This is a genomic window from Streptomyces sp. Root1310, assembly GCF_001426425.1.
Lineage (GTDB): Bacteria > Actinomycetota > Actinomycetes > Streptomycetales > Streptomycetaceae > Streptomyces.
Genome location: NZ_LMEQ01000002.1, coordinates 97,506 through 120,563, shown reverse-complemented (window position 1 = coordinate 120,563; position 23,058 = coordinate 97,506). Strand labels below are relative to the sequence as shown.

At 72.5% G+C, this 23,058-nt stretch carries 19 protein-coding genes; 7 read left to right on the top strand and 12 right to left on the bottom strand.

Annotation, left to right across the window (positions count from 1 at the left end):
* Window positions 1-114: 114 nt before the first annotated feature.
* On the top strand, window positions 115-4,476 hold the full coding sequence (locus ASD48_RS10195) for a PD40 domain-containing protein (protein ID WP_079073705.1): 4,362 nt from the start codon (window positions 115-117) through the stop codon (window positions 4,474-4,476).
* A 374-nt stretch (window positions 4,477-4,850) separates the two neighbouring features.
* Entirely contained in the window at window positions 4,851-5,621 is a 771-nt protein-coding gene (locus ASD48_RS10190) for a glycosyltransferase family 2 protein (RefSeq protein ID WP_057601185.1), read from the top strand.
* On the opposite strand, the gene ASD48_RS10185 is transcribed toward ASD48_RS10190, so the two are convergent.
* From ASD48_RS10185 to ASD48_RS10165, 5 genes are all read right to left on the bottom strand, one after another.
* Window positions 5,611-5,796 (bottom strand): ferredoxin, encoded by a 186-nt coding sequence (locus ASD48_RS10185; protein WP_057601184.1) that lies wholly within the window; start codon window positions 5,794-5,796, stop codon window positions 5,611-5,613. The two genes, ASD48_RS10190 and ASD48_RS10185, sit on opposite strands and share 11 nt — an antisense overlap.
* 25 nt (window positions 5,797-5,821) lie before the next feature.
* Complete coding sequence (locus ASD48_RS10180; RefSeq protein WP_057601183.1) at window positions 5,822-6,370, bottom strand: hypothetical protein; 549 nt, start codon at window positions 6,368-6,370, stop codon at window positions 5,822-5,824.
* A 258-nt stretch (window positions 6,371-6,628) separates the two neighbouring features.
* The gene (locus tag ASD48_RS10175; protein WP_057601182.1) at window positions 6,629-7,024 is read right to left on the bottom strand and encodes a luciferase family protein; all 396 of its coding nucleotides are present in this window, start codon (window positions 7,022-7,024) and stop codon (window positions 6,629-6,631) included.
* 124 nt (window positions 7,025-7,148) lie between these two features.
* Window positions 7,149-8,054, bottom strand: coding sequence for a TIGR03943 family protein (locus tag ASD48_RS10170; protein WP_057601181.1), 906 nt, complete (start codon window positions 8,052-8,054; stop codon window positions 7,149-7,151).
* On the bottom strand, window positions 8,051-9,136 hold the full coding sequence (locus ASD48_RS10165; RefSeq protein WP_057601180.1) for a permease: 1,086 nt from the start codon (window positions 9,134-9,136) through the stop codon (window positions 8,051-8,053). The genes ASD48_RS10170 and ASD48_RS10165 overlap by 4 nt, the downstream gene beginning before the upstream one ends.
* Before the next feature lie 188 nt (window positions 9,137-9,324).
* Here ASD48_RS10165 and ASD48_RS10160 point away from each other — a divergent pair, with 188 nt between their 5' ends.
* Window positions 9,325-11,235: an NAD-binding protein gene (locus ASD48_RS10160; protein WP_057601381.1), complete on the top strand. Its 1,911-nt coding sequence runs from the start codon at window positions 9,325-9,327 to the stop codon at window positions 11,233-11,235.
* 253 nt (window positions 11,236-11,488) lie between these two features.
* Here the strand turns inward: ASD48_RS10160 and ASD48_RS10155 are convergent, their stop codons facing one another.
* Window positions 11,489-13,306 (bottom strand): prolyl oligopeptidase family serine peptidase, encoded by a 1,818-nt coding sequence (locus ASD48_RS10155; protein WP_057601179.1) that lies wholly within the window; start codon window positions 13,304-13,306, stop codon window positions 11,489-11,491.
* A 283-nt stretch (window positions 13,307-13,589) separates the two neighbouring features.
* Between ASD48_RS10155 and ASD48_RS10150 the strand changes: the two genes are divergently transcribed.
* Entirely contained in the window at window positions 13,590-14,435 is an 846-nt protein-coding gene (locus ASD48_RS10150) for an SURF1 family protein (RefSeq protein ID WP_199875740.1), read from the top strand.
* Here ASD48_RS10150 and ASD48_RS10145 read toward each other — a convergent pair.
* The 4 genes from ASD48_RS10145 to ASD48_RS10130 all read right to left on the bottom strand — a co-directional run bounded on the left by ASD48_RS10145 (window position 14,405) and on the right by ASD48_RS10130 (window position 19,022).
* A complete protein-coding gene (locus tag ASD48_RS10145; protein WP_057601177.1) occupies window positions 14,405-15,436 on the bottom strand; it encodes a hypothetical protein in 1,032 nt (343 codons plus the stop codon). The genes ASD48_RS10150 and ASD48_RS10145 overlap by 31 nt on opposite strands.
* Window positions 15,437-15,570: 134 nt before the next feature.
* A complete protein-coding gene (locus tag ASD48_RS10140) occupies window positions 15,571-16,203 on the bottom strand; it encodes a SigE family RNA polymerase sigma factor (RefSeq protein WP_242432565.1) in 633 nt (210 codons plus the stop codon).
* A 468-nt stretch (window positions 16,204-16,671) separates the two neighbouring features.
* A complete protein-coding gene (locus ASD48_RS10135) occupies window positions 16,672-17,730 on the bottom strand; it encodes an aspartate-semialdehyde dehydrogenase (protein ID WP_057601176.1) in 1,059 nt (352 codons plus the stop codon).
* Window positions 17,730-19,022, bottom strand: a complete 1,293-nt coding sequence (locus ASD48_RS10130; protein WP_020129234.1) for an aspartate kinase — start codon at window positions 19,020-19,022, stop codon at window positions 17,730-17,732. The genes ASD48_RS10135 and ASD48_RS10130 overlap by 1 nt, the downstream gene beginning before the upstream one ends.
* Before the next feature lie 228 nt (window positions 19,023-19,250).
* Between ASD48_RS10130 and ASD48_RS10125 the strand changes: the two genes are divergently transcribed.
* Window positions 19,251-20,063, top strand: coding sequence for a response regulator transcription factor (locus ASD48_RS10125; RefSeq protein ID WP_079073703.1), 813 nt, complete (start codon window positions 19,251-19,253; stop codon window positions 20,061-20,063).
* Window positions 20,060-21,427 (top strand): HAMP domain-containing sensor histidine kinase, encoded by a 1,368-nt coding sequence (locus tag ASD48_RS10120; protein ID WP_057601175.1) that lies wholly within the window; start codon window positions 20,060-20,062, stop codon window positions 21,425-21,427. Before ASD48_RS10125 ends, ASD48_RS10120 begins: the two co-directional genes overlap by 4 nt.
* On the opposite strand, the gene ASD48_RS10115 is transcribed toward ASD48_RS10120, so the two are convergent.
* On the bottom strand, window positions 21,393-21,899 hold the full coding sequence (locus ASD48_RS10115; RefSeq protein ID WP_057601174.1) for an SgcJ/EcaC family oxidoreductase: 507 nt from the start codon (window positions 21,897-21,899) through the stop codon (window positions 21,393-21,395). The genes ASD48_RS10120 and ASD48_RS10115 overlap by 35 nt on opposite strands.
* Window positions 21,900-22,007: 108 nt before the next feature.
* Entirely contained in the window at window positions 22,008-22,202 is a 195-nt protein-coding gene (locus ASD48_RS10110; protein WP_057601173.1) for a hypothetical protein, read from the bottom strand.
* A 112-nt stretch (window positions 22,203-22,314) separates the two neighbouring features.
* Between ASD48_RS10110 and ASD48_RS10105 the strand changes: the two genes are divergently transcribed.
* Window positions 22,315-23,043: a sulfite exporter TauE/SafE family protein gene (locus ASD48_RS10105; protein WP_107104284.1), complete on the top strand. Its 729-nt coding sequence runs from the start codon at window positions 22,315-22,317 to the stop codon at window positions 23,041-23,043.
* The last annotated feature ends 15 nt before the right edge of the window (window positions 23,044-23,058 follow it).

Sequence of the window (23,058 nt, the reverse complement as noted above, 5' to 3'; positions counted from 1 at the left end):
GCCAGCTGAGGCCCGAACCGAGGAGGATCCGATGTCCGGTCAGCCACTTAACCGCAGGTCAGCCATATAAAGTGGTTTTTCCGGTCCGGATTGCAGGTGCGGGTGAGGATAGGGGTGGAGGCCTTGAGTTCCGACTCGGGCGCACGCACAGCCTTCGCGGAACGACTCGCGCTGCTGTACAAGGAGGCCGGCAACCCTCCGCTCAAGCGCGTGTCCGAGACGGTCGCCCGACTCCAGCGGGTCGACGAGCGGGGACGGCCCGTAAGGGTGTCCACCCAGCGGATCAGCGACTGGCGACGGGCCAGGAACGTACCGGCCCAGTTCGCCGCCCTCGCCGCCGTGCTGCACGTGCTGATACCCGAGGCGCGGCGCACGCGGCCCGCACCGGTGTCCACCGGGCTGTACGACCTCGGGCAGTGGCAGCGGCTGTGGGAGCGGGCGGTGGCCGATCCGGTCGTCGTCGATGTCCCCGTCGCTCCGGTGGCGGACGAGCAGGGCGAGCAGCCGGCGGCCGAGGCTCAGGGTGTCCCCGCAGGGGTGTGCCCCTACCGCGGACTCGCCTCGTACCGCGAGCAGGACGCCCGTTGGTTCTTCGGCCGGGAGCGGAGCACGGAAGCCCTCGTCGCCCAGCTTCGCGCGGCGGAACGGACGGGCGGCCTGGTCATGCTGGTCGGCGCCTCCGGAGCGGGCAAGTCCTCCCTGCTCAGCGCCGGCCTCGTACCCGCCCTTCAGAACGGTGCGGTGGCCGACCGCAACCGCGGCGGCCGGGCGGAGGCCGGGAACTCCGCGCGGGTCCTCCAACTGGTACCGGGCGCCGATCCGCTCACCGAGCTGACCAGCCGTATCCCCGAACTGGCCCCGTTCGCCCCATCCACCCCTGCCCCTACCCCTACCCCTACCCCTGCCTCTACCTCTGGCTCTACCTCTGGCTCTCCCCCCGGCTCCGGCTCTTCCCCCGGCTCCGGCCCTTCCCCTGGCTCTGGCTCGACCTCGGCCGGGACCACAGCCACAGCCACCCCTGCCACCGTCGGGAAACCCGGCACCCCCGGCTTCGCGCGGGCCGTACGGGAGGCCGTCACCGCCTGGGCAGAACGGGACGCGGCCGCCTCCTCCAAAGCTTCCGACCCCTCCGGCCCCCCGGAACCTTCCGGCCCTTCCAGCCCCTCCAGCCTGTCCGGCCCCTCCGGCCCTTCCGGCCCTTCCGTCTCCTCCGGTCTCCCGGCCCGCCCCGTCATCATCGTCGACCAGTTCGAGGAGGCCTTCACCCTCTGTCCCGACGAGGCGGACCGGCGCCTCTTCATCCAGCTTCTGCACGACGCCTGCACCCCCGCGGACTCCGGCACGGCCGGCACGGCCGGCGCTGCCGACACGGCCGGCGCTGCCGACACGGCCGACACGGCCGGCACGCCGTTACCGCCCCCCGTCCTCGTCGTCCTCGGTGTCCGCGCCGACTTCTACGAGGAGTGCCTCAGCCACCCCGAGCTCTCCGACGCGCTCCAGCACCGGCACATGGTGCTGGGGCCGTTGTCCACTTCGGAGCTGCGCGAGGCGGTGACCGGGCCGGCCAGGGCCGTGGGACTGGAGCTGGAGCCCGGGCTGGCGGAGCTGATCATCCGTGAGGTGACCGTCGACGGTCCACGCGGAGCGCACGCGGGCGCGCTGCCCCTTCTCTCGCACGCCCTGCTCGCCACCTGGCAGCGCCGGAAGGCGGGACGGCTGACGCTGGCCGGCTACCGCGCGGCGGGCGGCATCCAGGGCGCGGTGGCGGCGACCGCCGAGCGGGCCTGGTCCGGGCTCGACCCGGCGGCGCGTACCGCGGCCCGGCTGCTCCTGATGCGGCTGGTCCGGGTCGGCGAGGACACCCAGGCCACCCGGCGCCGGGGCACCCGTCGGCAGCTCGCGGAGGAGTCGGCCGACCCGGGCAAGACGGAAGAGTCGCTCGAGGCCCTGGTGCGCGCCCGGCTCGTGACCCTCGACGCGGAGACCGTCGAGATCACCCACGAGGCGCTGCTGCACGCCTGGCCCCGGCTGCGTGACTGGATCGACGAGGACCGCAGCGACCATCTGCTGCGGCAGCGGCTGGAGGAGGACGGCCGGGCCTGGGACAGTTCGAACCGCGACGCGGCGCTGCTCTACCGGGGCTCCCGGCTGGAGCAGGCCCACAGCTGGGCGAAGTCCGCCGGCGACACCTTCCTGACCCGCAGCGCGGTGGAGTTCCTGGCAGCGTCCGTCAGGCTGCGCAGGCGCATCGTGTGGATCAGCCGGGGCGCGGTCTCGGCGCTGGTGGTGCTGGCGATCCTCGCCGTCGGCGCGGCCGTGGTCGCCTGGCAGCAGCGCAACGACGCCGTGTTCGAGCAGGTGGTCGCGGAGGCCGACCGCGTCCAGTACACGGATCCGTCGCTGTCCGCGCAGCTCGACCTGGTGGCGCACGACCTGCGGCCGGGCGACGCGGGCACCAACAACCGCCTGGTCTCGATCGTGAACGCGCCGCTGGCCACACCGCTCCTCGGCCACACCGGCGCCGTCTACCTCACCTCGTTCAGCCCGGACGGCAAGGTGCTGGCCACCGCCAGCTACGACCGGACCGTCCGGCTCTGGGACGTCGGCGACCGGTCCCGTCCCAAGCCCCTGGGCAAGCCCCTCACCGGCCACCGGAGCTGGGTGAGCAGCGCGGTGTTCAGCCCGGACGGCCGCACCCTCGCCAGCGCGGGCGACGACGGCACCGTCCGGCTGTGGGACGTCCGGAATCCCGCCCACCCGCGCCCGCTGGGGAAGCCCCTGACCGGCCACACCGGCACGATCTACCTCCTTGCCTTCAGCCCGGACGGGCGGACCCTGGCCTCCGCGGGCGAGGACCACACCGTGCGGATGTGGGACATGACGGCACCGGGCCGGCCGACGGCGCTCGGCGCGCTGACCGGCCACACGGCCGCCGTGCGCTCCGTGGCGTTCAGCCCGGACGGCCGTACGCTCGCGGCCGGCGGCGACGACAACACGATCCGGCTGTGGGACACGGCCGACCCGCGCCGGCCGGAGCGGATCGACAGGGTCCTGGCGGGTCACACCGACACCGTGCACTCGCTGGACTTCAGCCCCGACGGGGACACTCTCGCCAGCGGCAGCACGGACGACACGATCCGGCTGTGGGACGTGACCGACCCAGGGCGGGCCACCCAGCTCGGCCCACCGCTCACCGGGCACACCGGCCCCGTGTGGTCGGTGGCGTTCAACCCCGCCGGGACCATGCTGGCCGCCGGCAGCGCGGACAGCACGGCCACCCTGTGGAACGTGAGCGACCCGGCGTACCCCTCGCAGGTCGGCGAGCCGCTCGCGGGGGGCAGCGGCGAGATGTACGCCATCGGTTTCAGCCCCGACGGCCGGACCCTCGCCACCGGCAACGGCGACAGCAAGGTCCGGCTCTGGTCGATCCCGACGTCGGACATGATCGGCCGCAGCGGCGCCTTCCGGCCGGACGGACGGGTGCTGGCCACGGCCGCCCGAGACGGCAGGGTCCGGCTGTGGAACGTGGCGGACCCCGACCGGCCCGTGACGCTGGGTGCGCCCTTCATGCCCGACGACGGCAGCGAGCGCACGCTCGCCTTCTCGCCCGACGGTCGCACGCTCGCCGTGCTGACGGCCAACCGGGCGGTGTACCTGTGGGACGTCACCAACCCGGCCCGGCCGGTCTCCGCGGGGCCGCCTGTCGAGCTGCGCACCCGGTTCCTGGGCCCCGACGCGCTGGCCTTCGCGCCGGACGGACGCACGCTGGCGACCGCCTACGACGACCGCACCATCCAGCTGTGGGACGTCTCCGACCCCGCCCACGCCACCGCGCTCGGCGCACCGCTCACCGGGCACAAGGGGTTCGTCAACGCCCTCGTGTTCAGCCCGGACGGCCGCACCCTCGCCAGCGGCAGCGCGGACCACACCGTACGGCTGTGGAACGTGACCGATCCCCGGCACACCACGCCTGTCGGCAAGCCCCTCACCGGGCACGTCGGCCCGGTCAACGCGCTCGTCTACAGCCCGGACGGCCGCACGCTGGCCAGCGGCAGCGACGACGACACGGTACGGCTGTGGAACGTGACCGACCCCGCGCGGGCGTCCCGGCGGGGCTCGCCCCTCACCGGCCACACCGAGGCGGTGGTGTCCCTGACCTTCAGCCAGGACGGCGAGACCCTCGCCAGCGGCGGGAACGACAACACGATCCGGCTGTGGAACGTGACCGACCCGGCCGGGGCCTCCCCCATCGGCCAGTCGATGAGCCCCAACGCCAAGACCGGCAACTTCCTGTCCTTCAGTCCCAACAGCCACATGCTCGGCGTCTCCAGCGGCGCCGACACGGTACGGCTGTGGAACCTGGACGTCGACGCGGCGATCAGTCGTATCTGCGCGTCCACGCGAGGCGTGCTGACGGCCGACAAGTGGCACGAGTACCTGCCCCGGCTCTCCTACGAGCCTCCGTGCGAGGACTGACCGGGAGAGTGATCCCGATCACAACGGCAGGGCAGCTGAGACGTCGGCTCCCGCCGACCCGGCAGCCTTGTTAGCCTTGGCCATAGCCCGGTCGCTGGTGCATCCCCCGTCGCCAGCGACCGGGCCTTTTCCTGCCCGCCTCCGCCCGTTTCCCGGCCTTTCCCGCCCCTTCCCCCCCTTCCCCCTCCCCTCTTTTCCCGCGCGGCCCGTCCCGGTGAGTCCCCGGTGGCCCCTCGGTGAGATCCGGTGACCGGGAGTCGTAGGCTGGCGGCCGTGCCGATACCCAGCAGAGCGACGGCGGTCCGTGGCCACGGCGGGCGCGAGCGCCCGGGGCGTCTCGATCACCCGGAACCTCGCCCGGAAGCGCTGCCCTCGTGAGCCGACGCATCGTCATAGTCACCGCCGTGCACGCCCCTTCGGCCCGGTATCTGCCCGAGGCCTACGAGTCTCTGCGCACACAGGAGTTACCCGCGGGCTGGGACTGGCACTGGGTGATCCAGGAGGACGGCACGACCGACGAGGTCGCGCCCCACATCCCGGACGACCCCCGGGTGACCTTCCGTCAGGGACGCCCGGGCGGACCCGGGGTCGCCCGCACGATCGCCCTCGCGCACGCCGAGGGCGAGTACGTGAAGGTCCTGGACGCCGACGACCGGCTCGCGCCCGGCACCCTCGCCCGCGACCTGGCCGCCCTCGAACGCGATCCGGCCCTCGGCTGGGCGACCTCGAGCGCCCTGGACCTCCTGCCGGACGGCTCCACGGTCGGCTTCCCCGGCGATCCCGCCGAGGGGCCCATCGAGCGGGGGGCAGTACTCGACCACTGGAAGGCGAACGACTTCCGCGCGCCGGTGCACCCCGCGAGTCTCTTCGTACGGCGGGACCTGCTGACCGCGCTCGGCGGCTGGATGGCCCTGCCTGCGTCCGAGGACACCGGTGTCCTGCTGGCGCTCAACTCGGTGAGCCGCGGCTGGTTCTCGGCGCGGACCGGGCTCCTCTACCGGAAGTGGGACGGGCAGGTGACGGGCCAGTCCGCGCACGTCGACCCCGCCGAACGGGAGGCGCGCATGGCGGTGGTGGAGGCGCGGACCCGGGCGCTGGAGTCCTTCCGCTGGAGCTACCCGCCCCGGGGCACCCCTAGAGGCTGATGGCCTGCGACGGGCAGCGCTCGGCCGCCTCCCGCACCTCCGGGTCGCCGCCCGTTTCCTCGCGCCCCGGGACGACGGCTCCGAGGCCGTCGTCCGCGGTGGTGAAGACGGAGGGCAGGCGGAAGGCGCATTCGCCGGAGCCGTAACAGAGTTCGCGGTTCACGGAGACCGTCATACGCCGTGTCTGCCCTGCGTCCGCCTCACTCAACCGGCCTGCCCGCCAGGGCCATCCAGTGGGCGACCCGGCGCAGCGTGGCCTCGTCCACCTGGTCGACCAGAGTCCGGACGGCGGTCACGTCCTCCGGCGCGAGATCGTAGAGGCCCGCCTTGCCCAGGCCCGCCATGATGACCTGGTGCCGGCGGTCCTCCATGCGTTCCGCGAGCTTGGCATGGCCGGGCCGCGCGCCGCCATCGCCCGACGGCTGCGCAGCCTCCGGGACGGAACCGGCCGGGGACGAGGACGGGGTCAAGGACGGGGTCAAGGCCGGGGACGAGGACGGGGACGGGTCGTAGCGCCGCCACTCACCGTCCTTCGGGCCCCACAGGTCGACGGCGACCTCGTCGCCCCGGGCCCGTTTGACCTGCGTCATCTCGCCGATCGCGTACAACACGGGCGTGCGGTCGGGGGATTCGGCGCCCGGCCGCCAGGACGTCGAGGCCGGGTCGTAGAACATCGCCACCCAGCGGGGAACGCCCGGCGGCTGCGGGCTCCGGGGAGGACGGCTCGGACGATCCGTTTCGGTCTCCATGGCGCTCGCCCCTTCCATATCGGCAACGGCATCGGCAACGGCATCGGCGCCGGTCCGGGTGATGGCTTCGGCCCGCCAGGGGACGATAACTGACGGGCCGTCAGCTCACCAGACGCGGAACGGATTACCGGACGGCCGGGACGGGCGCCGGGAGGGCACCGGGCGGGCGCCGGGAGGGCACCGGGCGGGCACCGGGCGGCCGGACAGGTACCTGCCGACCGGCACGAACCGCAGGTGAAGGGGGCCTCGGAGTGAGTCCTAGATGCCGCCGGCGCTCTCGCGGGTGAGCGCCACTTCCCGGTGCTCGTTGCAGCGCGGAAGGACCGTGAGGTCCGCACCCGGGTACCTCTGGTGGGCCTGGAGAGCGGCGCTCACCAGCGTCATGAGCAGGTCGATGTCCGTCTCGCACTCCAGATGGACGGTCACCCAGGGCGAGCCGGGCAGCAGCCGGATCGCGCTGGAGTGCCGCAGGTCCCTCTCGAACCGGTGGATCGCCTTGCCGGTGAGATGCAGGTCGACACTCCGGTCGGAGTGGAAGTGCGCGATCTCGACCCCGCCCGAGCGCAACGCCCGACCGGTGCCGCAGCTGGGCCGGACCTCCGCGAGGTCGGGCCAGGTCGCCAGTCGTGTCAAGGCACGCGAGGCCGCCGTCATGGCCCCATCATGAGGCGCTAACCGCCCGGCCACCAGGGGTTGAGGGAGCCGTAACCGGCGCGTAGCAGGGGGAATTTCGGGTTTGGGACGCTCAAGTGAGCTGAACGTCGACGGCCGGGAACACTCAGTTGTTCCACGACTCGTCGTAGGGGTCCCGTGGGGTCGGGGTCGGTGTGGCGGTGGTGACCTTGAGGAAGGGGATGGGGCCGTTGTTCACCGGGTCGTGGGTGGTGCGAGGGGTGTAGGTGCCGGTGATGGTCAGCCAGGTGTCCGGCTGGAGGACCGGAGGAATGGCGCCGGTCAGACCGACCTTGACCGGCTGGGCATCCGCGGCGCAGCAGTTGAGGGCCATGCGGACCAGATAGGGCGTGCCGTCGTGGTCCAGGGCCACGAAGCCGGTCAGGCGGACCTCGCGGCCGGTGAGGGTGCGGCCGTGGTCGTATACGGCTCGGCCCGCGTAGTCGACGACGCTCAGCGGCAGCGGGTCCGTGGCGGGGAGGGCCGGGTAGGCGAGGGGCTCCTGGAGGGCCGTGCCCGTGCGGGTCGCGCTGTACGAGCCCAGGGCCGGCGGGGCGACCAGGATCAGTGCAAGGAGGGGGAGGATCAGAAGCCAGGAGACCCGGGGTTCGGGGTGGGCGTGTTCGAGGTGCGCTTCCTCGGGGTGTGTGTGGGCGTCCGCGGCTGCTTCGTGCCCCTCCGGCCGACGCGTCGTCGCCGTCTCTGTCGCCGTAGCCGTCTCTGTAGCCGTCGCCGTAGCAGTAGCCGTCGCTGTAGCCGTCGCCACGGTCTTCGTCCGGGCCTTCGTCCGGGCCTTCGTCCGGGCCTTCGTCCGGGTCCGCGTCTGGGTCCTCGTCCTGCGGTGTTCGTACCAGGCCGTCGCCAGCGCCGTGACGATGAGGATCGCGCCGGACGCCAGGAGCAGCGGGCGCAGGCCCGCCTTGACGTAGCGGAGATAGAGGTCGGTGGTGCCGGCGTGCAGCATGGCCGCGCCGAGGAGGAAGAGGACGGCCGCCTGGGACTGTCGGTTCACAGCAGGACCCATCCCGTCAGGACCGCCGACACGATGGCCAGCGCGAAGGTCGCCGGGGCGAAGCGCAGCGCGAAGCCCCGGCCGAAGGTGCCCGCCTGCATCGCGAACAGCTTGAGGTCGATCATCGGGCCGACCACCAGGAAGGCGAGCCGGGCCGTGAGGGAGAACTGGGTCAGCGACGCGGCGACGAACGCGTCCGCCTCCGAACAGATGGAGAGGACCACCGCGAGGACGGCCAGCGTCAGGACGGCGACCGCCGGGTTCTCCGCGGCCGTGCGCAGCCAGCTCTCCGGAGCGACGGCCTTCAGGGTCGCCGCCGCCATCGCACCCAGGACCAGGAAGCCGCCCGCGTGCATCACGTCGTGCCGGACCGAGTCCCAGAACGCGGCCCCCTTGGTCTCCCCCTCGTGCGGCGCGTGGGCCGGCAGCCGCAACCAGTCCGTGCGGCCCAGCCGTTGCCACAGCCAGCCCATCGCGCACGCCACGAGCAGGCTGGCGACGAACCGGGCCAGCACCATCTCGGGGTTGCGGGGAAAGGCCACGGCCGTCGCCGTGAGCACGATCGGGTTGATCGCCGGGGCGGAGAGCAGGAAGGCGAGAGCCGCGGCCGGGGTCACGCCCCGGCGGACCAGGGCCCCGGCAACCGGGACCGACGCGCACTCGCAGCCGGGCAGCAGCGCGCCCGCGACCCCGGCGACCGGGACGGCGAGTCCGGGGCGGGACGGCAGGGCACGGGCGAAGAAGGAGGGCGGTACGTAGACCGCGATCGCCGCCGACAGCAGCACCCCCAGCACCAGGAACGGCAGCGCCTGCACCACCACCGCCACGAACACCGTCATCCAGCTCTGCATCACCGGGGCGGACAGCGCGCGCCGGATGGGGCTCTGCAGCAGCACCATCAGGAGCAGCAGCAGGGTCAGGGCCAGGGGCGAGGTGAGCCGCCCGGGCTCGTCGGGCGGCGTGAGAGGCGCTGAAGACGCGGAAGGCGCTGAAGGTGCGGGATGCGCGGGGGATGCGGGAGGCGCCTGCGGTCGGTCCCGGCGGGGGCCCTCCTCGTGCGGGGCCGCTCTGGTGATGGCCACGGGTCGCGCACCTCCGGCTTCCGTGTTCTCCCTGATGCCTGTTTCTCGCATTCCCTCCCCTTTCATACGGGAGTTCCGTACGGGGTGTTCACCTCATCCGTGGAACCTCCCGTCCCGGTGAGGCAGTCTTCTCCCTCGTGGGGACCGTTCCGAATCAGGGTCAGCCGCCGGGCACCGCCGGCGCGCACATGGTGGTGTGCGGTGACGACGGTCTCGCGCACCGGCTCGCCGCCGAACTGCGGGGGGTGTACGAGGAACAGGTCACGCTCGTCGTGCCGCCCGCCGAGCGGACGGTGCGGCCGCCGGTCGTGGGGCGGGCCCGGGCGGTGTCGGCGGCGCTGCTCGACCGGGTGGTGAGCGCGGCCGTCAACCGGGCGGCGGGCAACGGCACGCCCGCCGCGCCGAGCGAACCCGTGGGCGGGCAGCGGACGTTGGAGGCCCTGGAGGCCACCGAGGCGGTGCTCGCCGAGGCGGGGGTGGAGCGGGCCGCCGCGCTGGCGCTCGTGTACGACGACGACGAGACCAACATCCGGGCCGCCCTCACCGCCCGCCGTCTCAACCCCCGGCTGCGGCTCGTCCTGCGGCTCTACAACCGGCGGTTGGGCCAGCACATCGAGGAACTCCTGGACCAGGCTGCCGCGTTGGCCGCCGAGAGCGGGGGCGCGACGGGAGACGCCTACGACATCTCCTCCGGTGACGCCTCGACCACCGTGCTGTCCGACGCCGACACCGCGGCCCCCGCGCTCGCCGCGACCGCCGTCGTCGGCACCAGCAAGGTCGTCCAGACGGACGGGCTGCTGCTGCGTGCCGTGGAGCGGCCGCCGGCCGGCCCCGGGGAGTCCGACCCGCCGGGCCTGCCCACGCTCGCGCTGCTCTCCGCGATCGGCGGCGACCCGGCCTTCGCAGACGGTTCCGAGGCCAGCGGTGAGCAGGGGCCGCTGCTGTTGCCCGACGCGGCGGCCGTCCGGGAGGCGGCCGCGTCCGGGAGGCGCGGATCCGTCGTCCTGGAGCAGGTCGCCTACTCCGCCGGGCCCGCGTTGCCGGCCGGGCGGGGCGTCGGGGTCGTGGCGCCCTTCGCCTCCCTGTTCTCGCGGCGGCTGCGGTGGTCGCTGGCCGGACTGGTCGGGTGTGTGTTCGCGCTGGCCGTGGCGTTATGGCTGGTGACCGGTATCCATCCGCTGGGCGCGCTGTATCTGACGCTGCTGGATCTGTTCGCCATCAACGACCCGGCCGTCGGGGCCACCACCGAACGCCAGGTCCTTCAACTCCTCTCCGGGCTGATGGGGTTGCTGCTGCTGCCGGTGCTGCTGGCGGCGGTGCTGGAGGCGCTCGGGACATTCCGCGGGGCGGGTGCCCTGCGCCGGCCGCCCCGGGGTCTCGGCGGACATGTCGTGCTGCTCGGGCTGGGGAAGATCGGCACCCGGGTGCTGACCCGGTTGCGTGAGCTGAACATTCCCGTGGTGTGCGTCGAGGCCGGGCCGGAGGCGCGGGGACTCGCGGTGGCGCGGCGGTTGCGGGTGCCGGTGGTGCTGGGGGACGTCACGCAGGAGGGGGTGCTGGAGGCCGCGAAGATCCACCGCGCGCACGCGCTGCTCGCGGTGACCAGCTCCGACACGACGAATCTGGAGGCCGCGTTGTACGCGCGGTCGCTGCGGCCCGATCTACGGGTGGTGCTGCGGCTGTACGACGACGACTTCGCGACCGCCGTGTACCGCACCCTGCGGGCCGCGCACCCGCAGGCGCTGACCCGGAGCCGGAGCGTCACGCATCTCGCGGCGCCGTCGTTCGCCGGGGCGATGATGGGGCGGCAGATCCTGGGGGCGATCCCGGTGGAGCGGCGGGTGTTGTTGTTCGCCGCGCTGCAGGTCGGGGGGCATGCGCAGTTGGAGGGCAAGACGGTCGGGGAGGCGTTTCGGGCGGGGTACTGGCGGGTGCTGGCGCTGGACACCGGCCGTGAGGGTCAGGGTGGGTCCGGACTGTTGTGGGACCTCTCTGACGCGTATGTCCTGCGGGGCTCGGATCGGGTGGTGCTGGCCGCTACCCGACGGGGGCTGGCGGAGTTGCTGCGCCGCAGGGGGCGAGGCGGGTCCGGGCGCTAGCCCCCACCCCTCCGGGCGAACCCTCGGCGGGTCCGGGCGCCAGCCCCCACCCCTCCGGGCGAACGCTCGGCCCCTCCCGCCCAGGGGGTTTCCCGCCCCCGCCGCCCCTGCCCTTCCCGACCTCGGGGGCTCCGCCCCCGAACCCCCGCTCCTGGAACGCCGGAGGGGCTGGGAGACGACCGGCGCGGAGGAGCCGAGGGTTCGGACAGAGGGAGGGGCCGCGTGGGGCTGAGAGTCGGGCTGGGGTTGGCACTCAGCGGGGCAAGTGCCTTTCCGCGAACTCGAGTTCCAGTCTCACCTGCTTGATGCGCTCGTCCACCACCAGTGAGCCGTGGCCCGCGTCGTAGCGGTACACCTCGTGCACCGCTCCCCTCGTCTCCAGGCGCTTGACGTAGTTGTCGATCTGGCGGATGGGGCAGCGGGGGTCGTTCACACCGGCCGAGATGTAGACGGGGGCCCGCACCTTGTCGACGTACGTCAGCGGGGACGAGGCCTCGAAGCGCTCCGGGACCTCCTCCGGGGTGCCGCCGAGCAGCGTGCGGTCCATCGCCTTCAGGGCCTCCATCTCGTCGTGGTAGGCCGTGACGTAGTCGGCGACGGGGACGGCGGCGATGCCCAAGGCCCACGCGTCGGGCTGGGCGCCGAGGCCGAGGAGGGTCAGGTAGCCGCCCCAGGAGCCGCCGGTGAGGATCAGCCGGGCCGGGTCGGCGAGGCCGGAGCCGACCGCCCATTCCCGGACCGCCTCGATGTCCTCGAGCTCGATGAGGCCCACCCGGTGCTTGAGGGCGTCCGTCCAGGCGCGGCCGTAGCCGGTGGAGCCGCGGTAGTTGACGCGGACGACCGCGTAGCCGTGGTCCACCCAGGCCGCCGGGGCCGCCGCGAAGGCGTCGCTGTCGTGCCAGGTCGGGCCGCCGTGGATGTCGAAGACGGTGGGCAGCGGGCCGGTGGCGCCGGCGGGCCGCTGGACCAGCGCGTGGATGCGGCCGCCGGGCCCCTCCACCCACACGTCCTCCACCGGGACCGATCCGGGGGACTTCATACCGGGCGGGTCCAGGACCACTTCGCCGGTCGTGGAGCGGACCGCCGGCGGCCGGGCCGCGGACGACCACAGGTACTCCACGCTGCCGTCCGGACGGGCCGTGGCCCCGGATACCGTGCCCGGCGGGGTCGTGATCCGCTCCAGCGCGGCGCTCGCGAGGTCGTAGCGGAACAGTTCGCTGCGGGCCTCGAAGCTGTGCACGATGAGCAGGCCCGAGCCGTCCGGGTACCACTCGGCGCTGACGTCGCCGGGCAGGTCCAGGTCCAGGTCCTTCTCCAGGCCGGTCGCCACGTCCCAGACCAGGGGCTCCCAGCGGCCGCGGCGCTGGTGGCCGATCAGCAGCCGGGAGTCACCGTCGACCGGGGCGAAGCCCAGCACCTCCAGGCCCAGTTCCTCGACGCCGCCCTTGGTGTCGTCCAGCTCGGCGACCTTCGAGCCGTCGGGGCGCAGGACCCGCAGCGCGGAGTGCATCGCGTCGCCGTGCTCTGTGTGCTCGACGGCGATGAGGGAGCCGTCGTGGGAGAGGTCGCCCACGCCCGCGGACTCCCGGTGGCGGTAGAGCTCGAAGGGCGGCTCACCGATCCGCGCCACGTGGATCGTCGTACCCTCCTCGTCCGTGGAGCGACCGACCACCGCGGTACGACCGTCGCGGCCGAGGGCCAGGCCCGCCGGGTAGGAGGCGTCCAGGCCCGGGGTGGCGGGCTCGTCGGCTCCGCCGCCGAAGGGCTGACGGCGCCAGACGCCGAACTCGTCGCCGTCCTTGTCGTCGAACCACCAGATCCACGCGCCGTCCGGGGAGAGCACGCCGTCCGTCGTGCCGTTGGCCCGGTCGGTCACCTGGCGCTGGTGGCCCGTGGCCCGGTCCCAGGCGTACAGCTCGTACGTCCCCGTCGCATTGGAAACGAACAGGGAGCGGTCCGGCGCGTCCTCCGCCCAGTCGGGCAGCGACACCCGCGGCGCCCGGAAGCGCTTCTCCCAGTCCGGCATCTCCTCGTACTGCTCGGGTGCGGCGGACCCGTTGCTCTCAGTCATGACCCCATATTGCCCGCCCGCGAGGGCAATGGGACGCCAAGGTCCCCAGGCTGTGGATAACTTCCCACCGACTTCGCACCTCCTTCCCACCAATGAGCCCCGGCCGACCCCCACCCGACCCCCGCGCAAGCCGCGCCACGAGCCCCGCACGAGCCGCGCAAGAGCCCCTCCCGCGTCCGGCCCCCGCGTCCGACCGCCCAGCCCCGCACGGCCCTCGCCCGCGTCCCGCCCGACCCTCACCCCGCGGGTCGGCACCCGGCGCCCGCCCCGTACCGTGGAGGGCGTGTACCGGTTCCTGCTGACGCCCCGCTGGTGGGGGATCAACGTCTTCGTGCTGCTGGCCATCCCCTTCTGCGTGTTCATGGGGTCCTGGCAGCTGAGCCGGTTCGAGGCGCGGGTGGACGACCACCGCAGCGCGAAGGAGCAGGCCGAGTCGGCCCGCACGCAGACCGCGCGACCCCTGACCGGGCTGCTGCCCGTGGACAAGTCGACCTCTGGCCGGCGCACCACCGCCACCGGCCACTACGGCACGCAGTTGCTGGTGCCCGACCGGCAGCTCGACGGCAAGGACGGGTACTACGTGCTGACCCTGCTGCGCACGGACGGCGGCAAGGCGCTGCCCGTGGTGCGCGGCTGGCTGCCCGGCAGCGCCGACTCCGCGAAGGCCCCGAAGCCGCCGGCCGGTCAGGTCACCGTCACCGGCACGCTCCAGGCCTCCGAGACGCCGGGCGACAACGGGGTGAGAGCCCAGGGCGGCCTGCCGGCCGGTCAGACCTCGGCGATCAGCGCCGCGTCACTGGTCAACCTGGTGCCGTACGACCTCTACGACGCCTGGGTCACGCTCGACACCGCCGACTCGGGGATGACGGCGGTGCCCGCGAGCGCGGCGGCCGACACGGGGCTCGATCTGAAGGCGTTCCAGAACCTCGGCTACACCGGCGAGTGGTTCGTCTTCGCCGGGTTCGTGGTGTTCATGTGGTTCCGGCTGCTGCGCCGCGAGGTGGAGTTCGTGCGGGACGCGGAGCTCGGCATCCTCCCCGAGGAGCCCGGGGAATCCGAGGAGCCCGGTGCCGGATCGGCCGGTCGCCGGGAGCCGGTTCAGGAAGACGCCAGCACGCCCGTCCGGTAGATCGTCCCCGCGCACGCGTCGGACACCGTGGCCACGCTCGTCGGGGAACCGCTCTCGGCCGTGTAGGACACGTTCACGCTGCCGTCGACCGTGCCGTCCTCGGTGTACATCTGGGCCGTGGTGCCGGAGGTGGTCTCGCCGGTCGTGCTCGACTGCTCGGTCGGAGTCGGGGAGGGGGACGCCGAGCCGCCGCTGTCGCCGCCGCCGCTGCCGCCCGTGGTGGGGCAGGTCTCGGAGGGCACCCAGGCGAACTTGACCTCGTAGGCCGAGCCGGGGGCGAGCGCGTGCTGGGAGACGTAGAGGGAGGGGTCGGGCAGGCCGGCCGCCGCGTCCCCGGAGGCGTGCTCCACGACGGTGATCTTCGAGGCGTCGGCGGCGCCCTGGGCACCGAAGGTCACGGAGACGGCGCCACTGACGGTGCAGGTGGCGCTGGAGGCGTTCTGGACGCGGAAGGTGCCGTAGACGGTGCCGGCCGCGTCGGGGACGTCGACGCTCGGGGTGCCGGCGTCGAGCTGGTCCGCCGTACAGGCGGGCGCGCTCGCCGCGGACTCGGAGGTGGGGCCGGTACCGCTGGAGGCGGTGCTGCCCTCGGACGCCTTGCCCTGGTCGGGATCGGTGGCGCCGCCCTTGTCCTGCTCACCGGTCTTGCCGGAGGAGTCGCCGACCTTGCCCGAGGAGCCGCCGTCGGGGCCCTTGCCCTGATCCGCGCCCCCCTGCGCCTGTGAGGCCTGGCCGGCGATGGAAGGGTTGGCGTCGGAGCCGCCGGAGTTCGAGACGTGCAGCACGGCCGGGACGGCGGTGCCGAGGAAGAGAGCCGCGGCCGCCATGCCGACGGCCGCCTGCCGCTTGCGGGCCCGCCGGACGGGAACGGCCCGCCGCAGGTGGTCCAGCGAGCCGTCGCGCGGCTCCATCTCCTGGACGGCGTCGCGCAGCATCCGGCGCAGAGCCAGCTCGTCCGAGTCGAGCCCTTCGGGGCCCTGGTCGTCGAGGTGGTGGTTCACGGTTGAGTTCCCAGCGTGCGATTGCTTCGGCTCTTGTGTACGCGACGCGGACGTCGGCTCGTGCCACGCGAACGGCTCGTGGCGCTCGTGGCTGTCGTGGCTGCCGTGTGCGCCCTGTCCTTCGGCTTCCCCGCTCACGCCGACGCCTCCATGGCTATGCGCAGGGCGGCGATGCCGCGTGAGCCGTAGGCCTTGACCGAGCCGAGGGAGACGCCGAGGGTCGCGGCGACCTGGGCCTCGGTCATGTCGGCGAAGTAGCGCAGCACGAGGACCTCGCGCTGCCGGCGCTGAAGGCCCTTCATCGCCTTGATGAGCGAGTCGCGCTCCAACTGGTCGTAGGCGCCCTCCTCCGCGCTGGCCATGTCCGGCATCGGCTTCGAGAGCAGCTTCAGACCGAGGATGCGGCGGCGCAGGGCGGAGCGGGAGAGGTTGACGACCGTCTGACGCAGGTAGGCCAGGGTCTTCTCCGGGTCGCGGACGCGTTTGCGCGCGGAGTGGACACGGATGAAGGCCTCCTGGACGACGTCCTCGCAGGAGGCGGTGTCGTCGAGGAGGAGGGCGGCGAGCCCGAGCAGCGAGCGGTAGTGCGCCCGGTAGGTCTCGGTGAGGTGGTCGACGGTGGTGCCGGCCGCCTCGGCGGTCTCGGCGGCGACGGTCGCTTCCGCGGCTTCGGCGGCTTCGGCGCCGTCACGCTGGCTGGGGACGCGGGCGGGCCGCGCTGCGGGCATGGGCGCGATCACCGGCATGCCGCCGGGCGTGCCGGGCATACGGGGTCGGAGGACGGCTCGCGGCGGCCGAAGGGCCGCGCCGCGGGGCGCCACTGGGAGTTCGAGTACCTCTGCCACGCCAGTTGGACACACTTCCCCCTGTGGGGGTTGTACGCGTCCGGCGTCACTTTTGCGTCGGCCAAGGCCCCGCGCACCCGTCTCATCTGTCCCGCTCTTCCCCTATATGCCATATGAACGGGCGTCCCCACGCCCCGATCACCGCGTCCCCGAACGCTGTGATCGTTCACACGTCTGCGCACACCCCGCAGGGTGTCCACAAAGACGCTCCCCGCCCTGCGCACGGTTGCGGAGAGCGGGGAGGAAAATCTTCGGATGCCAAAGGTGTCCGGTACAAGTGGTTCGGACCATCGACCCGCTCACATTGCACTGGAGATCCTACAAACCCACCAAGCCCTGGCCAGCGCTTTTACCCTGGGTAGCGCCTTACCGGACGCCGGCGCGGCCGCCTCAGGACAGCTCGGCCGCCACCAGCTCCGCGATCTGCGCGGTGTTCAGCGCGGCCCCCTTGCGCAGGTTGTCCCCGCACACGAAGAGTTCGAGCGCCGTCGGGTCGTCGAGAGCCCGCCGCACCCGGCCCACCCAGGTCGGGTCGGTGCCGACCACGTCGGCGGGGGTGGGGAACTCCCCCGCCGCCGGATTGTCGAACAGGACGACACCCGGCGCCGTCGCGATGATCTCGCGGGCGCCCTCCACGGTCACCTCGTCCTGGAAACGGGCGTGCACGGTGAGGGAGTGCGTGGTGACCACCGGGACGCGCACACAGGTCACGGCCACCGGGAGCTTCGGCAGCCCGAGGATCTTGCGGGACTCGTCCCGCACCTTCATCTCCTCCGACGACCAGCCGTCCGCGCGCAGCGACCCGGCCCACGGGACGACGTTCAGCGCCACCGGCTCCGGGAACGGACCGGTGTCGTCGCCGACGGCCCGCCGCAGGTCACCGGGCCCGGTCCCCAGCTCGGTGCCGGCGACCAGCGACATCTGCCGCCGCAATGTCTCCACGCCGGCCCGCCCGGCCCCGCTCACCGCCTGGTACGACGACACCACCAGCTCGCGCAGGCCGTACTCGGCGTGCAGCGCGCCCAGGGCGACGATCATCGACAGCGTCGTGCAGTTGGGGTTGGCGACGATCCCGCGCGGACGGGTCCGCAGCGCGTGCGCGTTGACCTCGGGGACGACCAGCGGCACCTCCGGGTCCATCCGGAAGGCGCCCGAGTTGTCGACGACGACCACGCCCTTGGCGGCGGCGACCGGCGCCCATTGCGCCGCGACCTCGTCGGGAACGTCGAACATGGCGACGTCGACCCCGTCGAAGGCCTCCTCCGACAGGGCCACCACCTCGACCTCCTCGCCGCGCACGGCCAGCTTGCGGCCGGCCGAACGCGGAGAGGCGACGAGGCGGATCTCACCCCAGATGTCGGCCCGCTGGGAGAGGATCCTGAGCATGACCGAGCCGACGGCCCCGGTCGCTCCCACGACCGCGAGGGTCGGCCGCACGGTAGTGGCCATCAGCGGCCGGTGCCCCCGTAGACGACGGCCTCGTCGCTGTCGGAGTCGAGCCCGAAGGCGGTGTGCACGGCGCGCACGGCCTCGTTGACGTCGTCGGCGCGCGTCACGACCGAGATGCGGATCTCGGAGGTCGAGATGAGCTCGATGTTGACGCCCGCGTCGGACAGGGCCTTGAAGAAGTCGGCCGTGACGCCCGGGTTGGTCTTCATCCCGGCGCCGACCAGGGAGATCTTGCCGATCTGGTCGTCGTAGCGCAGCGAGTCGAAGCCGATGCCGGCCTTGTTCTTCTCCAGGGCGTCGATGGCCTTGCGGCCCTCGGCCTTGGGCAGCGTGAAGGAGATGTCCGTCAGACCGGTGGAGGCCGCGGACACGTTCTGCACGATCATGTCGATGTTGATCTCGGCGTCGGCGATCGTCCGGAAGATCACGGCGGCCTCGCCCGGCTTGTCCGGCACGCCCACGACCGTGACCTTGGCCTCGGAGGTGTCGTGCGCGACACCGGAGATGATGGCCTGCTCCACCGGCTTTTCCCCTTGCTGCTGTGTCTTCGGAACGAGTGGCTCACTGCTGACCCACGTGCCCTGGAGTCCGCTGAAGGACGAGCGGACATGGATCGGGATGTTGTAGCGGCGGGCGTACTCCACACAACGGTGGAGCAGCACCTTGGATCCGGAGGCCGCGAGCTCCAGCATGTCCTCGAAGGCGATCCAGTCGATCTTCTGCGCCTTCTTCACCACGCGCGGGTCGGCGGTGAACACGCCGTCCACGTCGGTGTAGATCTCGCAGACCTCGGCGTCGAGCGCGGCGGCGAGGGCGACGGCCGTGGTGTCGGACCCGCCACGCCCCAGCGTGGTGATGTCCTTCTTGTCCTGGCTGACACCCTGGAACCCGGCGACGATGGCGATGTTGCCCTCGTCCAGCGCGGTCCGGATGCGCCCCGGCGTGACGTCGATGATCCGGGCTTTGTTGTGAACCGAGTCGGTGATGACGCCTGCCTGGCTGCCGGTGAACGACTGGGCGCTGTGACCCAGGTTTTTGATCGCCATAGCCAGCAGGGCCATGGAGATCCGCTCTCCGGCGGTCAGCAGCATGTCGAATTCCCGGCCGCTGGGCATCGGTGATACCTGCTCGGCGAGATCGATCAGCTCGTCCGTCGTGTCGCCCATCGCGGAAACGACCACGACCACCTGGTGGCCGTTCTTCTTCGCTTCCACGATCCGCTTGGCGACGCGCTTGATGCCCTCGGCATCGGCTACGGAGGAGCCTCCGTACTTCTGCACGACAAGGCCCACGTGCGCTCCTCGCTCAGTTTGTCTGTTTCCGCACATACGCCCTTGTACTGCGGGTCGGCTCAGTCTAACGAGCGCCCGAAAACCACCTCCCGAGTACCGCATGGTGAGACTCGTCGAGGCTCGTGGAAGAGGCCGGAAAGGGGTCCGTACGCCCGTCGTCGGGTCTTCCCTTCCCACTGACGCCGAAGTGATAGCTGTGAATTAAGTTTCAAGCACTATCGTGCGGCTGTGCACGTACTCCTCGTGGAAGACGACGAACCGGTCGCCGAGTCGCTGCGGCGCGGGCTGAGGCGCTACGGCTTCGAGGTCGACTGGGTCACCACGGGCGCCGCCGCGCTCGCCCACTCGGACCCCTACGACGTCGTCCTGCTGGACCTGGGCCTGCCCGACACCGACGGCCTGGACGTGTGCAGGGCCCTGCGCGAGCGCGGCGACGTCCCGATCATCGTGATCAGCGCCCGCAGCGACGAGACGGACCGGGTGGTCGGCCTGGAGCTGGGTGCCGACGACTACGTGTCCAAGCCGTTCGGGGTGCGGGAGGTCATCGCGCGCATACGGGCGGTGATGCGGCGCGTGCGGCGGGAGACGGCGGACGAGGGCACGACCGGCGGCGCGGACCGCTACGGCCCCCGGCTGACCGTCGACCGCAAGGCGGCCCGCGTCCACGTGGACGGCGCGGAGATCGCGCTCGCGCCGAAGGAGTACGACCTGCTCTCCTTCCTCACCGAGGAACCGGGCGCGCTGATGTCGCGCGAGCAGATCATGGAAGCGGTCTGGGACGCGAACTGGTTCGGACCGACGAAGACGCTGGATGTGCACGTGGCGGCGCTGCGGCGGAAGTTCGCCGGGGTCGTCGCCATCGAGGCCGTGCGCGGGGTGGGCTTCCGCCTGGAGATAGTCGGCGGGGCCGCTCCCACCGGCCCCACCGGCCCGGTCGGCCTCGGCGGGTCGGTCGGCCTCAGCGGCCCGGTCGGCCCTGGCGACGCCGGCGGCCCTGGCGATGCCGGCGGCCCTGGCGGCCCGGTCGACCCCGCGTCATGATCAAGCAACTCATCCGCAGCTATGTGCTGCTGGTGGCCGTCGCCATCCTCCTGTTCACCGTGCCGGTGGCCTTCACCCTCACCGCCCAGCTGCGCGGCGACACCGAGGTGTCCATCGAGCGCGAGGCGACGACCATGGCGCTGCTGCTGGGCAACGGCGACACCGCTTCCTGTCAGGCGCTGGAGGAGATGGCCAGGGCGTACGCCGTGGAGACCGAGGACGAGGTGCAGGCCACCGCCACCGCCCGGTGCACACCGGCGCTGCCGCGCCCCGAGCGGGACACGGCACTGGCCGAGGCCCTGGAGCGGGGCCGGCCGACCACCGACTGGGGGTCGGACCTCATCTGGGGCCGCGACCTGGTGATCACGGTCCCCGCGAAGGACGACGGTCAGGTCGTCGGCGCCGTACGGATCGTCTACCCGACCTCGGGACTCACCCACAGGCTGTGGACGATCTGGGGCTTCCGGGCGGGACTCGCCGTGACGGTGCTCGGCGTGGCCGCGTTGATCGGCGCGGTCGTCGCCCGCCGCATCACCCGCCCCCTGCGCCAGCTGAACGACATGGCGAGCAAGTTCAGCGACGGCGACCTGACGGCCCGCTCCCCCGTGACGGGCCCCCAGGAGACCCGGACCCTGGCCCACACCCTCAACCAGGCCGGGGAGCGCCTCGACACACTGATCGCCTCGCAGCGCATCTTCGTGGCGGACGCCTCGCACCAGCTCAGGACCCCGCTGACGGCACTCCGCCTGTCCCTGGACAACATCGCGGACGGTGTCGACGACGAGTTCGTCCGGGAGGACGTGGAGCAGGCCACCGCCGAGGTGGTGCGGATGAGCCGGCTGGTCAACGGCCTGCTGGTGCTGGCCCGGGCCGAGGCCAAGGTGACGGCGGCGGAACCGCTGTCCCTGACGGACATCGTGGCGGAACGTCTGTCGGTGTGGAGGCCGGCCGCCGACGAGCGCGGAGTCACCATCGCGCTCAGGGGGAGTGTTGTCGACGACCGGCCGTCTGTGCTGGCCAGCCCCGGTCATCTGGACCAGGTGCTGGACAACGTGCTCTCGAACGCCCTGGAGGTGTCACCCGACGGCGGGACGATCACCGTCCGGACCGACGCCGGGGCCAGGGAGGTGGTCCTGTCCGTCGCGGACGAGGGACCGGGCATGTCGGACGCTGAGAAGTCCCGCGCCTTCGACCGCTTCTGGCGCGGTCAGGGCCTGACCGGGCGCTCCGGTTCCGGGCTCGGCCTCTCCGTCGTCAAACAGCTGGTGACGGACGACGGCGGGACGGTGGCCCTGGCGGACGCCCCCGGGGGCGGGCTCTCGGTGAGGATCAGCCTTCGGGCATCGCGGACGAGTGGTGGTTGACGATCTTCCACACGCCGTCGCGCTTCTCGTACTCGTAGGTGTAGCGGGCCTCGACGACCCGCTTCCTGCCGGTGTCGGGGTCGGTGAGCGTGAACGCGTAGACGCCGGTGTCGATGGCGGAGTCGCGGTCGAGGACGTCGACGATCGTCTGAACCTTCTTGCCGACCGGCTTGTTGTGGAGGAAGTGCTCGAAGTAGTCGACGATGCCGGCGCGATCGGTGCGGACCTTGTTGGAGACGGTGGGCAGCAGGACCGCGTCCGCGGCGTAGCGGTCCGCGACGATCTCCGCGTCGCCGGTCCGCAGCGCGGAGTTCCAGCCGTCGAAGAGGGCGGCGATCTGCTTCTCGGAGGGCTTCGAGGGCTTCGCGTGCTTCTCTGAGCCGGCCGCGCTGACTCCGACCGTCACCGTGGCGGCGGTGACGACGGCGGTGGCGGTGACGAGGGCGGCGCGTATGCGGGTCGTGCGGGTCATCGCAACTCCTGTGCGGCTTGCTGCTGTCGGGATGACCCAAGATTCGCGGCCGGCCGGTTAGCGCCCGTGCAGCCCGCGTACAGGGGACGTCCAACACCCCGCCAATTCTCAGGAGGCGGTCTTCCGGCCCCGGTCCCGGTCCCGGACCAGGCTGACGCCGGCCCCGAGCGACACGACGCCCATCCCGACGGCCGTCATCACGCCCTGCGATCCGTCGACGACGAAGGGGGCGACGGCGGCGACCGCGAGGTTGAAGAGGAAGAGGAACCACAGGACGGGACGGGAGGAGAGCAGAGCCTTCATGACGGCCTTCCTTGAACGGGAGTCGGTTTCGCTTGCGAGATCAACGATCCCGTCCCTGGCCTGCGGGAAGGAGGGAGCGCACTCCCGAAGCCATGGTGTAGGCAGGTACACCATGACGACCGGGACGAGTGAGGCACTGCTGGCGGGGATCGTGCTGCTGGGTTCCTGTGTGCAGTGGCTGACCGGGATGGGCTTCGCCCTGGTCGCCGTCCCCGCGCTGGTGCTGCTGCTCGGCCCGGCCCAGGGGGTCGTCCTGGCGAACTGCGCGGCGGGCGCGATCAGCGTCGTGGGCCTGGCGGGCGGCTGGCGCCGGGTACGACCGGCCGCGATGGTCCCGCTGTGCGTGGCCGCCGCGTGCACGGTCCCGGCGGGTACCTGGCTGACCCGCAGGCTCCCCGAACCCGCCCTGCTGTCGGTCATGGGCGGGCTGGTGACGGTCGCGGTCCTGCTGGTCATGCGAGGCGTCCGCATCCCCGCACTGCGCGGTACCCGGGGTGCGGTCGTGGCCGGCGCGGCGGGCGGCTTCATGAACTCGGCGGCGGGCGTCGGCGGCCCGCCCGTCTCCCTGTACGCCGTCAACGCGGGCTGGACGGTACGGGAGTTCCTCCCGAACGCGCAGTTCTACAGCGTCGTCGTCAACGCCTTCTCGGTCGCGGCGAACGGCGTCCCGGAGCTGAGCGTCCCCCAGTGGAGGTCGGTGGCCGTCGCGATGACCACGGGCGCGCTCATCGGCAGGGGCCTCGCGGGCCGGCTACCGGAGAAACGGGCCCGCATGCTGGTACTCGGCCTGGCCCTGGCGGGCGGGGTGACGGCGGTGGGAAAGGGGGTGTGGGGGCTGTGATCGGTCCGCGCACCC